The organism is Desulfovibrio ferrophilus (assembly GCF_003966735.1).
Taxonomy (GTDB): Bacteria; Desulfobacterota; Desulfovibrionia; order Desulfovibrionales; family Desulfovibrionaceae; genus Desulfovibrio_Q; species Desulfovibrio_Q ferrophilus.
Genome location: NZ_AP017378.1, coordinates 2,021,659 through 2,034,638, shown reverse-complemented (window position 1 = coordinate 2,034,638; position 12,980 = coordinate 2,021,659). Strand labels below are relative to the sequence as shown.

Annotated in this window: 7 protein-coding genes; 5 read left to right on the top strand and 2 right to left on the bottom strand. The window is 54.7% G+C overall.

The annotated features are described in order from the left end of the window. Window positions 1-85 precede the first annotated feature (85 nt). Entirely contained in the window at window positions 86-3,460 is a 3,375-nt protein-coding gene (locus EL361_RS09475) for an ABC transporter substrate binding protein (protein ID WP_126378870.1), read from the bottom strand. A 400-nt stretch (window positions 3,461-3,860) separates the two neighbouring features. Here EL361_RS09475 and EL361_RS09470 point away from each other — a divergent pair, with 400 nt between their 5' ends. Next, window positions 3,861-4,661, top strand: coding sequence for a 2-amino-3,7-dideoxy-D-threo-hept-6-ulosonate synthase (locus EL361_RS09470; RefSeq protein WP_126378868.1), 801 nt, complete (start codon window positions 3,861-3,863; stop codon window positions 4,659-4,661). A 99-nt stretch (window positions 4,662-4,760) separates the two neighbouring features. Here EL361_RS09470 and EL361_RS09465 read toward each other — a convergent pair whose 3' ends face one another. Beyond that, on the bottom strand, window positions 4,761-5,948 hold the full coding sequence (locus tag EL361_RS09465; protein WP_126378866.1) for a response regulator: 1,188 nt from the start codon (window positions 5,946-5,948) through the stop codon (window positions 4,761-4,763). A 445-nt stretch (window positions 5,949-6,393) separates the two neighbouring features. Between EL361_RS09465 and EL361_RS09460 the strand changes: the two genes are divergently transcribed. From EL361_RS09460 to EL361_RS09445, 4 genes are all read left to right on the top strand, one after another. Further along, window positions 6,394-6,858, top strand: a complete 465-nt coding sequence (locus EL361_RS09460; protein WP_126378864.1) for a cytochrome c family protein — start codon at window positions 6,394-6,396, stop codon at window positions 6,856-6,858. A 9-nt stretch (window positions 6,859-6,867) separates the two neighbouring features. Beyond that, window positions 6,868-8,895, top strand: a complete 2,028-nt coding sequence (locus EL361_RS09455; RefSeq protein WP_126378861.1) for a methyl-accepting chemotaxis protein — start codon at window positions 6,868-6,870, stop codon at window positions 8,893-8,895. A 216-nt stretch (window positions 8,896-9,111) separates the two neighbouring features. Continuing rightward, window positions 9,112-11,436: a methyl-accepting chemotaxis protein gene (locus EL361_RS09450; protein ID WP_126378859.1), complete on the top strand. Its 2,325-nt coding sequence runs from the start codon at window positions 9,112-9,114 to the stop codon at window positions 11,434-11,436. A 369-nt stretch (window positions 11,437-11,805) separates the two neighbouring features. Then, window positions 11,806-12,972, top strand: coding sequence for a multiheme c-type cytochrome (locus EL361_RS09445; protein ID WP_232034750.1), 1,167 nt, complete (start codon window positions 11,806-11,808; stop codon window positions 12,970-12,972). Window positions 12,973-12,980 lie beyond the last annotated feature (8 nt).

The window sequence follows — 12,980 nt, the reverse complement described above, 5'->3', positions numbered from 1 at the left end:
GTCTAACCGCTGGCTGGGACTTCTCTGCTCGGTGATGGCACTAGGTCGGGTGAAGGCTCCTGGAATCGGGCTTCTGGGGCTATGGCTATTTGTTCTCCAGAACCTCTTGCAGAACATCCAGAATTTCACTGAATTCAACGGGTTTTGAGACATAGGCCGTCATGCCGCCTTCCATGAACCCGGCACGGTCTCCGGCCATGGCATGGGCTGTCATGGCTACGATGGGGATATGGGCCCTGTGCACGAATTCCGGAGAAGTCCGGATGATCTTTGTGGCTTCGAGGCCATCCATCAACGGCATCTGGATGTCCATGAATATACAGTCGAAAGACTCTTCGCGCAGGGTATCCAATGCCTGCTGACCGTTGTATGCCGCACGGACCGTGCATCCTTGGTTTTCCAGCATTTTAACCAGGGAGAGGCTGCTGATGCGTTCGTCCTCGACCAGCAGGATTTTGGCTTTGGAGGCTGCCTGGGCGGTCTTGGGTGGGGTGGGCATGGAAATGGATTTTTCTTGCGTGGGCAGCTTGAAGCCAATGCTGATATAGAAGGTCGTTCCCTGGCCGGGGAGGCTCTCCACAGCGAGACTGCCCTCAAGGAGTTCAACGAGGTTCTTGACGATGGGCAGCCCCAATCCGGCTCCCTGATGTTTGCGTGAATAGGTGCCCTCGGCTTGAGTGAAGGTACTGAACATCGAGTCCACCAGAGCATCCGAGATTCCTGGCCCGGTATCACTGACCATGAACAGCAATCGGCTTGTTTCGGGTTTGGATGTCTCAAGTCTTGAAACGTCAATGGAGACGGCTCCGTGCTGGGTGAATTTGCAGGCGTTGCCCACCAGGTTGAGCAGGATCTGACGCAGGCGCAGTTCATCCCCAATGACCTGTGGGGGCACTTCCGGGTGGCAACGGATATTCAGTTCGATCCCTGCCGATGTGGCGAGAGTGCTGTATGTGCTCTTCACCTCATCCAGGATTTCACTCATGCTGATAAGTTCATCCCGCAACTGGATTTTCCCGGCTTCGATTCTGGACATGTCGAGGATGTCCCCCAGCAGTCGCGTCAGCCGTTGGCAGGAGAGAACCGCGTTGTCCACATATTCGCGTTGGTCATGGTTCAGGGGAGTCATGCCCATCAATTGCAGCATTCCCATGACACCATTGATGGGAGTGCGGATTTCATGACTCATGTTGGCCAGGAATTGGGATTTGGCCCGGCTTACGGCCTCGGCCTGTTCCTTGGCCTGAAGCAAGGTACGTTCGGCTTCCTTGCGCATGGTGATATCACGCACTGCCGTGGCACGGGTTGGTTTGCCCTTGTAGGTAAACATCCGCCCCTGGAATTCTGCCCAGAATGTCGAGCCATCCTTGCGTACGGCAAGAGCTTCGTATGGATTCTCCGCTCCAGACAGAATATTCTGTTTGACCAGCTCCCTGGATTCAGGGGCAATGACGTCGGTTCCGAAGATGCCGATGAGCTCCTCATTGCTGTAACCGAACATGTCACTGGCAGACTGGTTGGCCTCGATGCAGACTCCCTTGTCCGAAATGAAAATGGCTTCGGCCGTGGCTCTGGAGAGGGCGGTGTGGCGCTCCTCGCTTTCGCGCAATGCCTGTTCCGCCTGAATACGCTGGCTGAAGTCCTCCAGCGTTGCGATCACCTCGGTGGGGGATTTTCCTGGGTGCACGGGGTTGAAGTTGACCCGGATGTAGGAGGCTTTGCCGCCGGTTACGGAAACGTATGGGCCTTCGAAGATGCCGATTTCCCCATTCAGGGCGGTTTTGAGAGCTTGGCGCAGTTCATTACTTTCGGTCTGGCCTATTGTGTTGAATCCAATCAGTTGGTGGCGCGATGAGCCCATGATGTCGATGAATCGCTCATTGCAATCAACGATGGTTCCTTGTTCATTGTAGAGAATAATGCCCAGTGGCGAATTGTTGAAGACAATGCTGTGCCTGCTCTTGCTTTGTTCAAGGGCTTCCTTGGTCTTTTGCAGTTCCGTGATGTCCTTTCCCAAGGCGACAAACAGGTTGTCGGAGAGTTTGGCTGCGGTCGTCAGCACCGAGATGATTGTCCCATCTTTGCGACGAACGTCGTACTGGGCCTGAACGGTTCCCTTCTCAATGAGCATGGCGAAATTGTTTTGAGCGCGAGGATGGTCGTGTTCGGCCAGGGGGTTGGGGAAATTCAGTTGCAGGAATTCATCCTGAGTGTACCCGGTCATTTCGCAACCCGCCCGGTTGACTTCATGGAACCGACCGGTCTTGTCAAAGACGAACAGACCGTCAGGGGCATTTTCGATATAGCCTCTGTACTTGGCTTCACTTTCGATCAGTGCCGTCTCGGCGCGTCGCAGGGCACGTAGGGTTTTTGTCAATAGCGCAATGACCACCAGCAGGATCAGTATGGCGCCGCCGCTGATCTGAATCAGTGACTGATGGGTTTCATAGAATGTTTTTGGCCGGTTCAGGAGCAGGGAGCCGGGGGGGAGAAGGTCCTCGGAAATGTTCCAGCGTTTGAGCTCGAGAGCATCGAAAATATACAGATTGGCAGCCTCACCGGGGACGACCTTGATCTGTTCCGCGAGTTCGCCTTGAAGGATGCGCAGTGCGAGTTGTGCGGCGGTTCTGCCCTGGGATTCGTGGCTGACGACCTTGCCTCCCAGAATGCCCTGCCCCAGTCCATGCTCCCAGAGGTGGAAGACAGGTGCCTTGGCGTGTCTGCGTATCAAGCTCAGGCTGTCGGCAAAGGACATGGAGAGTCCTGACTTGTCACGATAGGCGGACAGCAACAGGATAGAGGTGTTTTTTCCCAGCTTCGAGAGTTTCTGCGTGAGTTCCTCAAAGCTCATGTCTGCGAGCAACAGCTCGTGGATTTCAAGGTTGGGGTTGGTTTGGGACAGGCGGCGTAGTTTCCTCAGGTCGCTTTGTCCGCTGGGGGTGCCATCAGCAATAACGGCGACTTGTGTTGTGCTGGGGGAGAGCCTGTGAATCAGCGCCAGGGTCTCGCTGAGGGAGATGGATTCGATGACGCCGGTAATATTGGGCTCCGCATCCTGGGCAAGGGCAAGGTTCACATTATTGAGCCCGCAAAACACAAGAGGGATGGACGGGAAGAGTTTATGTCGGTTGTCCAAGGCGAAGCGCAAGGCATTGTCATCCGAGGTCAGGATGATGTCATAGCGTGGTGCCACTGCCAGTTTGTGGCTCAGTTGTCGTTTGAAATGCGCAATGTCCTCGGGGCCGGGAAAGCGTTTGCTGTCCATGAATTCCACATCCAGCATGACTCCGGCGGGCTCGAATATGGATTTGATGCCGTCAATTTGTTGGAAGAATGTCGGAAAACCGGGGTGGTAGGAACTGATCAGCAAAGCCCTTTGGTCGTTTGACGCCGAATTTGCATTGGAACAGAAGAGCAGAATCAGGCAGGTGATGAACAACCGGGCGTATGCTGGAATCATATTGTTATCTCCGACACGACGTGGCGGGTGCCATGAAGCCGTTGAGTTTGCCCCGAGTGTGATTTTTATGGGGGCGCTTCCTTGCGTGCAGTCCTAATGAGTACCATGAGTGACGGTTGTGTCACAATGGTTTCTGGGGTTGATGTGCCAGTTGATTTTGGTAAATTCCAGTTGACAGGAGAAGGGGCGGGGGCATATATGTCCAATCTATGATCGATCACAACGCAATCAACTTTTTTGGTTTTTATTATTTTACCACGGGAATCAAGGCCCGTGGGGTTGATTGCATGGCGCGCTGAGCGCGCCTGAGTGATCCACGCCAGCAAGGGCCTCCGGAGATACCGGTGGCCTTTTTTTTGTGACTTAATAAGGGTATGGAGAAAATCCCAAGGAGGTAACAATGCATATTGGTAAAGCCATCAGAATGGAGCGAATCTTCAATAGAGATACGGAACGCGCCATCATCGTCCCTCTTGACCATGGCACGACCATCGGGCCGGTCAAGGGGCTGATAGACATGCGTGAAACCCTGACTCACATCGCAGAAGGCGGGGCCAATGCGGTGCTGATGCACAAAGGGTTGGTGCCCTGTGGTCATAGGCGGCAGGGGCCTGATATCGGACTGATCGTGCATCTTTCAGCCAGCACGGTACTGTCGCCTTTTCCCAACGCCAAGACCCTGACGGGCACGGTGGAAGATGCCATCAAGCTGGGCGCGGACGCGGTGTCCGTGCATGTGAATATCGGTGACGAAACTGAACGGGATATGTTGAGCGATCTTGGAAGGATGGCCTCGCGAGCTTCGGATTGGGGCATGCCCATCCTGGCCATGGTCTATGCCCGTGGCCCCAAGATCGAGAATGAATACGATCCTGATACCGTCGCTCATTGCGCCCGTGTGGGCATGGAGTTGGGCGCTGATGTGGTGAAGGTGCCCTACACCGGAGACCCTGAAAGCTTCAAACGGGTAACGGATGGGGTCTGCGTGCCCGTGGTGATTGCCGGTGGTCCCAAGCTGGACAGCTCTCGCGATCTGTTTGTCATGGTTCGCGATTCCCTTGCGGCTGGCGGCTCTGGCTTGTCCATTGGGCGTAATATCTTTCAGGCTGACAGGCCATATCACCTGATCAAGGCCTTGCATGGCGTGGTCCACAAGGACTGGGACGTGGATAAGGCTGAGCATGTTGCGTTGGGCGAGTAACGCCCGCCAGTTGGGTTTGATACTCTTCAGGGCTTCCAGGTGATGCCTGGAACATGAAATCGAAGCGTCCGGTCAGCATTGCTGGCCGGACGCTTGGTGTCAGAAGTCCAAAGGCAGGGGCTGCGGTGTGAGGGGACCGCCGTTTCGGTACAACTTCCAAGTGTACTTGAGTACCGCCAGAATGTCGTTCATCACGTTACTGCATTCGTCGGCTTCAACCGTTTCGGTGCGGACGATGCCGGAACCGGGCAGGCTGGGAATATCTCCCATGATGCGCTGATACAGTGTCTCGGCGGGGAGTGATATTCCACCCGCCTCGGCCATGCCGACGGCGATCTGCTTGGCGGCCCGTCTGGGGTCGGAGGTAAACAGGCAGGCTCTTGCCACGGCGGCATAGACGCCACCACCCGTGGGGCCATGCTGCACGGCCAGCGAATACGCCTGTCCGGCTGCCTTGAGCTCTCCCTGGCGGACAAGGGCGAATCCAAGGTCCAAAAACGGATTGGGCGCGTTGGGATTGTCCATCAGCGTTTGAACCAGCACATTTCTCGTGCGGGTGATGCCGTTATTGCGGGCATGGGCATCCACAGCCCGACGCATGCATGCCTTGGCCTTGTCGGGCTCTCCCAAGGCCTCCCAGGCGTTGGCCATTCCGATGTAGGCCTCGGCAAACAGGTTGTTGATGGCGAGCGCCTTGTTGAAAGAACCTATGGCCAGCTCGAAATGCTCAGCCGATAACTGATCGCAACCCTTGGTATAGTATTGATGTGCTTCTTGCTGCCTTGAAGTCGCTCTTTTCATGGCGGCAATGGCCTGAACTCGACGCCCTCGTCGGGTTTCCTCCTGCGCCTGGCGCATGGCGGCAATGCGTTCCCGTCCGGGATTGGCTCCGCTGGCAGCAAGTCGACACTGCTTGAGCAGACCTTCCTGTGAGTAGGGGCGAACCAGGTAGCCTGAACATCCGGCTCCCAGGGCCTCGAGAACGCAGGCTCGGCTGCTGCTCATGCTGGTGACGATGACAGGCAGTGTCGCAAAGGAACGACGACGGCGTAGTAACCGCAAGACCTTTGCTCCAGTGGTCCGGCCCAGGTCTGCATCCAGAAGAACCACGTCCACCGGGTTGGCGACGATCCAGACCAGAGCCTTTTCGATGGATGCGAACGTCACGATTTCGGGGACTCCTGCGGCGCGCAAGGCGCTTCGGTCCAGACGAAGATGCTCCCGGTTGGCCGAGACCGCCAGGGCAGTGGTGAAGGGGGTCAGATTCTTTTTGTGCAGAGTCAGCATCCATACCTCGTATCAAAGCTTCAGATGGTTCATCCTTGTTATCGGCCTCGATGCTGGTTCGCTTTAGCGCAGAAGCGCTGATCGGTCCGATGCTCCTGTTGTTCCTGTTGGTTACGAAACGAAGTGGGATCATGGCTGCTTGAGGAAAACCATATTTGTTCGGGAGGCCCCTTGATTGTGCCGCCATTGTCGTTTAGGGCCTCAGGTCAGAGTCGCTTTACTTTGTCCTTTTTTTCGCAATCCAGGAGCTGCTTGGGGGCATTCCGACTTGGTTCATCCGAGTCGATGCAACCGATAGTGTCGTTCCGGGGTGAGATTTTCAGAATTTGACCGATAAGATTGGTTCGGCACTCGGGGGAAGGGTGCCGGGAGGTGGTGATTGATGCCTTGCTCGCCTTGGCATTGAGTCATGTCTAAATTTATTCAGCCAAGGTGGGTTTTGGTCATGAGTATTAGATTCAAGAGGGCATTGACTGGTGCCCTGGTGCTTGCCGTTACATTGGCAGGGGCCGTTGGCGCAGGCGCCAAGCAGTATATCGGAAGTGAAGCCTGCTCGGAATGTCATGATGAGCAGTTTGAACATTTCGTGAGCTATTCCAAAAAAGCCAAATCCTGGCACAGCATCGAAATCATGGCCTCGGATTTGACGCAGGCTGAACAGGAAAGCTGTTACGAATGTCATACCACCGGGTACGGAAAGGGTGGTTTCGTCAGCATCAAGGAAACACCCGAGTTGGCCGATGTCGGTTGTGAGACCTGTCATGGTCCCGGTGCCGAGCATGCCGAATCCGGAGGGGATACCGAAGCCATTGAGCGCACTCCCAGTGTAGAAGGTTGCGAAACCTGCCACAATGCAGACCGAGTCGAGGACTTCAACTTCAAGCCGCTGATCTTCAGCGGTGCGCACTAGGAGATCCTTATGCTCGATTATTTTCGCAGCCATGTGAACGCCCGTGTGACCGCTCTGGTTATTGGGATCTGTGTCCTGGTCTTCGCCGCGCTGATCACCATCAGCTCCATGTGGCAGAGTGACGCCATGGAGGCTCAGCTGGATGCCTCGCTCACTAGAACTTCCGAGCTCATCAAGCAGACCGTGGAAAAGCCCATGGTCATCGGTGATGATGCAAGCACCAAGAAAGAGTTCGCCTTCTTGAAGGACAAGTATCCCGACACGGAAATTTATCTGACCAACTACAAGGCCAATGTGACCTATTCCACAGTGGATGAGTCCGTGCGCAAGGACTTTGAATCTGCCTATGACCAGGCAGATATGTTGGGCCTGATGACAACGTCGCTGAGCGAACAGACAGAGACCGGGCTGCTGACCAAGAGCGGCGGGCGGGACTTGTTCATGCGCGTCATGTCCATCCCCAATGAGAAGTCCTGCTATCACTGTCATGGTAGTTCTCAGGCCATTCTTGGCAGCATCGCCGTCATTCAGGACGTCAGCCCCAATGTGAGCGCCATTCGTACGCAGATTTATGAATTCATCGCCTTGTGCGTTGGTGGACTGATTCTGTTGGTGGTGCCCGTGGTGCTGTTCCTGCGTCGCAACGTTATTGCTCGCCTGGCAGATATCGCTGGTGCCTCCAATGAGGTGGCCAACGGAAACTTTGATGCCCGTTTCGAATGCGCCAGTACTGATGAATTGGGTCAGTTGGGGTGCAACCTCTCGGGCATGGTTGGCAAATTGAAGACCCAGCTCGGGTTCTCGCAGGGTATTCTGTCCGGGATGACTATCGCCTGCTATGTGGCCGATACCGATGCCAACGTGTCATTCATCAACAAGCCTATGCTTGAACTGATCGGCCTGGATGGCGATCCGGAATCCTTCCATGGGCGAAATGTCTCCGATTTGTTCTTTGGCGATTCGACTCGCGAGACAGTCGAGAACCTTGCTCTCAATGATCGCAAACCGCATTCCGTACCGCGTGAAGAATATGAGAACCGCAAGGGCCAGACCCTGTTCCTGAACATGGAAGCGGCTCCACTTTATGACCTTGACGGGAACCTGATTGGTGCCTTTGCCCTGATCATGGACCTGACTGCCATTGTGGAGAATGAGCGGATGATCGAGGCGCAGAATATGCGCATTGCCAAGGCTGCCGGAGATGCAGAACAGGTGTCGGTCAACGTGTCCTCCTCGGCGGACGAACTGTCTGCTCAGGTCGAAGAGGCCAGCCGCGGTTCAGATGGCCAGTTGGCCCGGACCTCCGAGGTGGCTACCGCCATGGAGCAGATGAACGCCACCGTGCTGGAAGTTGCTCAGAATGCGGATAGCGCGGCAGAGTTGGCCGATCGCACCAAGATTAAGGCCCAGGAAGGCCAGACCGTGGTGGAAGAATCCGTGCGTATTGCCGAGCATGTGGCAACGCAGGCCATGGGACTTCAGGAGAGCATGAAGGAGCTGGGCTCTCAGGCCGAGGATGTTGGTCGTATCGTAGAGGTCATTACGGACATCGCGGACCAGACCAATCTGCTGGCCCTGAATGCGGCTATCGAGGCCGCCCGGGCGGGTGAGGCCGGACGCGGATTTGCCGTTGTGGCCGATGAGGTGCGCAAGCTGGCCGAACGGACCATGAGCGCCACTCAGGAAGTGACCCAGTCCATCCAGACGATTCAGAACAGTGCCAAGGCCAGTGTGGCCAGTACTGAAGAGGCCGTCGTCTCCGTTGAGCAAAGTCGCGAGAAGGCTCATGTCTCAGGCGAGGCCCTGGCGGAGATTCTGGGCATGGTGGAGAATACTGCGGACCAGGTCCGTTCCATTGCCACGGCAGCCGAAGAGCAGTCGGCAACATCGGAACAGATCACAAGATCCACCGAGGACATCAACTCCATTGCCAATGAGACGGCTCAGGCTATGACCGAAGCGGCCAAGGCTGTGAATGATCTTGCCGAACAGGCTCAGGCCCTGCGCGGGATCATTGAGGACATGCGCTCTTCATAGTTGCAACGCATCTATATCAGTAGTTCAATAACGGCTCCGGAGTCCTCTCCGGGGCCGTTTTTTGTTTGTCTCTGTTGTGTTATTTTTGATGTATAGTGGTGTTGGAGTGTAATGACTGGATTTTGATCAATGCTGCGAGTATGTTAAAGAAGATTTTTGATGAGTCGATAAGACTTTGAAGTATCTGGGAGTGTGTGTTTCAAATTGGGAGTAGGTATGGGTAAATTGAAAAGTATCAATGTGCAGTTGTCACTGTTTGTTACGGTGGTCATTATTGCGGCGATTACAGGCCTTGTACTGTACGTGAATTCGTCGACATTCTCGGTTGCGACTGATTTGGGGTATCAGTCTGCCAATCAGTCAACGGATCTCACAGCCAAATCTCTGGCGAGCTATCTGGACAATGCCGTGGCGTTAACCGAAGGGCTTGCCGGGCAGAAGGCCATTTCCGACACGCTGATGCCGGGTTATCCAGCTGAGCGGACTCAACGACTGTTCGAGGAACTCATGACCTCGTACAAGGATTATTGGGCCATGTTCGTTTTTGACCGCGAGGGAAAGATCGTAGCCGGGTCCAACGCCAAGGGGGCGGACATGCGGGGCATGGACCGTGCCTCACGGGGATACGTCAAGGCTGTCCTGGGTGGGCAGGATTTGTATATCACTCCTGATATCCTCAAATCCAAAAGTGGTGGGGGGATTTACATCTTTGGCGTTGCCAAGGCCATCAAGGGACCAGACGGGTTCGTGACCGGTGGATTGGCTGTTTTCCCCCGTTGGGAAGTCTTCACAGAGCAGTTCATCGATCCGATTCGAATCGGCAAGGATGGCTATGGTTTTATCTTTGATACTTCCGGGCGGATCATTGCCCATGCCGTGAATAAGGACCTGATGCTCAAGGATCTGTCCGAACACGCCTTTGTGCAGCAGGCCATGAAAGAGAAAAACGGCTTCTTCGAGTACGACTGGAAGGGCCGTAAGAAGGTGATGGCCGTGCGCGAGAATAAGCGCACTGGCTGGCTGGTCTGCATGAGTGTTTATGAGTCTGATCTTGCGGCGGGCGCGCTCGCCCAGCGCAATGTCATGATTGGGGCCGGGCTTGGGATGGTCCTGGTTGTGGCTGGTATCATTCTGGCTGCGCTGAAATTCCAGGTCTTCAAGCCTCTGTCGAATATCGAAGCCTTTGCCGGCGAAATATCCAGAGGCAACATGTCTGCCGAGCTGTCAGGCAAGTTCCGGTATGAACTGGAGAACCTGGCTGGGCATATCTCGCACATGGTGTCGGAGCTGAAGCAGAAGCTCGGTTTCGCGGAGAGCGTCCTTGTGGGGCTCACGCAGCCCTGCATGGTGGTGGACAATGATGAACGAATCACCTTCGTCAATGACCCCTACTTGAAGCTGTTCGAGCGCGACGAGACTCCAGAGCAGGCAATGGGACTGACCCTGTCAAAGTTTTATTATGGCGAAGAAGGTCGGGAAACCATGGCCGGCAAATGTCTGCGCGACGGTTGCGTGGTCCTGGACCATGAAATGCAGACCCAGAGCTCCAAGGGCTCGGAGCTGCACATTCGTTACGATGTGGCCCCGCTGACCGACATCGACGGCAATGTGATTGGCGTGTTTCTGCTGTTCTTCGACCTGACTGAAATCAAGAAAAGTCAGGCCCTGATTCAGGAAAAGAATATCAAGATCGAGCACGCTGCAGCCCAGGCCAACGAGGTTGCGGAGCAGGTTGTGGCAGCTAGTGAAGAGCTTTCGGCTCAGATCGAGCAGTCTTCCAGTGGTGCCGAAGTCCAACGCGAGCGCTCTGCCGAGGCTGCTACGGCCATGGAAGAGATGAACGCCACGGTGCTTGAGGTTGCGCAGAATGCTTCTGAGGCCTCTTCCCTGGCGGATCAATCCAAAGGGAAGGCGCAGGAGGGCTCGGATGTCGTTCGCAAGATGGTCGGCACCATTCAGGAAATCCACACGCATGCGTCACAGCTTCGTAATGACATGGCCGAGTTGGGAACCCAGGCGGAAGGCATTGGGCAGATCATGACCGTGATTACCGATATTGCGGATCAGACGAACCTGCTGGCATTGAACGCCGCCATCGAGGCCGCCCGAGCAGGCGATGCGGGGCGTGGTTTTGCAGTTGTTGCGGACGAAGTGCGCAAGCTGGCGGAGAAGACCATGTCCGCCACCAATGAAGTGGGCAGTTTTATCGCCAATATCCAGCAAAGTGCGCAAAAGAATATTGCTAATACCGAGTCTGCTACCAAGGCGATCGACTTGAGTACCGAGATGGCGGACCAGTCCGGTCGGGCTTTGGTGGAGATTGTCGATCTGGTGGAGCGCACCGCTGATCAGGTCCGGGGCATTGCCACCGCATCCGAGCAGCAATCGGCTACCAGCGAGGAAATCAGCCGTGCCACGGGCGAGATCAATCAAATTGCCATGGAGACGGCTCAGGCCATGAATGAATCGCAGCAGGCGATCTCGGATCTGGCCCGTATTGCTGGAGACCTGAAGGTAGCCATCGACGAAATGCAGGATTGATCGAGTTTCCTTCAACCTAACGTCAGGAATGATCTTGGCGTTGGAAATCCAACAGGCAGATATAATGCCCCGAGCCTTCGGCTCGGGGCATTTTTTTTCGTTATTATAATAATTTAGATTTTATTTTGGTGTTTATTTTTTGATGCAGTAAGGCTCTATGGTTCTGTTTTTGTCTATTGAATATCGTATTAATTGTTGCTTTTTCGCTGGAATAATAGAATTAATATAAGAGGTGTGATTTTTTTTGTATCGTTTGCTTGGGAGGGTGCGATGCGATTGTGTCTTTGTTTAGTGTTATGCGTTGTTTTGTTGGCTGTTTATGGTTGTAGTGGAGGGGAAACTAGCTACGACATCAAAGCGATCACCTCAGTGGAAAAAACCTATGTCGGATCGGACGAATGCAAATACTGTCATCTGGAACATTACGATTCCTGGAAGGCGACTTTGCATAGCCGTATGCTTCAGGATGCCAAGGCGAACAAGGATGTCTTTGTCGTGAAGCTTGATCCTGATAAAATCAGGGCAGACTTCAGGAAGATCGAGAAGAAGCTCAAGGTTCCACCCGACGAGATTTACATCCCTCGCGAGGATGAGGTCCTTTATACCATCGGCAGTCAGTGGAAGCAGCGTTATATCGTTAATAAAAACGGTGATTTATATATTAGTCCGGTGCAGTACAACATCGAGACTGGGCGGTTCGTGAATTATCACGAACACGACTGGGACAAGCGTCCCTGGATGTTGAAGTGTGGTGGTTGCCATGCAACCGGTGTCGATCTTGCGTCCAAGACCTTGACCGAGCCGGGAGTTGGCTGTGAGGCTTGTCACGGGCCAGGCTCACACCACGTGGCTCTTCCCAAGACTGCAGTCTTTGACAAGCGTTCCACCATTGTTAATCCCGCCAAACTGACGCCGGGAGTGGCTGTGCAGATCTGCGGATCGTGCCATAACCGTGGCAAGTCGACCATGGTCAAGGGTGGGGGCTGGCCTGTGGGCTACAAGCCAGGCAAGGCGCTCACTTCCTACTACAACTCCACCTCTTACGAGGCAGGCGACAAGAAGCACGTCTATGCCAATGAATTCTCCAAGGGGCACCATCAGCAGTATATCGACTGGCAGCAGTCCAAGCACTATCTCGAAGGCGTGACCTGTAATTCATGCCACTATGTGCACCAGTTGGGTGTGCCTAGCACCCGCTATCAGACTCGTGCTTCCGGCTCATCTCAATGTTTGAGTTGTCACCCCATGATCAACAACAATCAGGCGCATGCCATCCATTCGTTTGGCAATTGCGTGGGATGTCATATGCCTCGCATCGCCAAGAGTGCGGAGTCCGGTGACATTCATAGCCATGTGTTCATGGCGTTGTTGCCCAAGGATACGTTGGCTAACCCCGCTATCCCCAATTCGTGCCAGACCTGTCATGAGCATAAGGACCAGGATCTCAAGAAGCTGCAGATGCGTTTTGAGGCCTTGGCGCAGTTGCCCAAGCCGCAGGGTAAGGTCATCGGGAATGTTGGGGACATGGGCAAGTAACAGGGAGA

Excerpts from the sequence above, each read along its gene's own strand:
- EL361_RS09465 (WP_126378866.1), bottom strand. The coding sequence starts at position 5,948 with ATGCTGACTCTGCACAAAAAGAATCTGACCCCCTTCACCACTGCCCTG.
- EL361_RS09455 (WP_126378861.1), top strand. The coding sequence starts at position 6,868 with ATGCTCGATTATTTTCGCAGCCATGTGAACGCCCGTGTGACCGCTCTG.
- EL361_RS09460 (WP_126378864.1), top strand. The coding sequence starts at position 6,394 with ATGAGTATTAGATTCAAGAGGGCATTGACTGGTGCCCTGGTGCTTGCC.
- EL361_RS09470 (WP_126378868.1), top strand. The coding sequence starts at position 3,861 with ATGCATATTGGTAAAGCCATCAGAATGGAGCGAATCTTCAATAGAGAT.
- EL361_RS09475 (WP_126378870.1), bottom strand. The coding sequence starts at position 3,460 with ATGATTCCAGCATACGCCCGGTTGTTCATCACCTGCCTGATTCTGCTC.
- EL361_RS09450 (WP_126378859.1), top strand. The coding sequence starts at position 9,112 with ATGGGTAAATTGAAAAGTATCAATGTGCAGTTGTCACTGTTTGTTACG.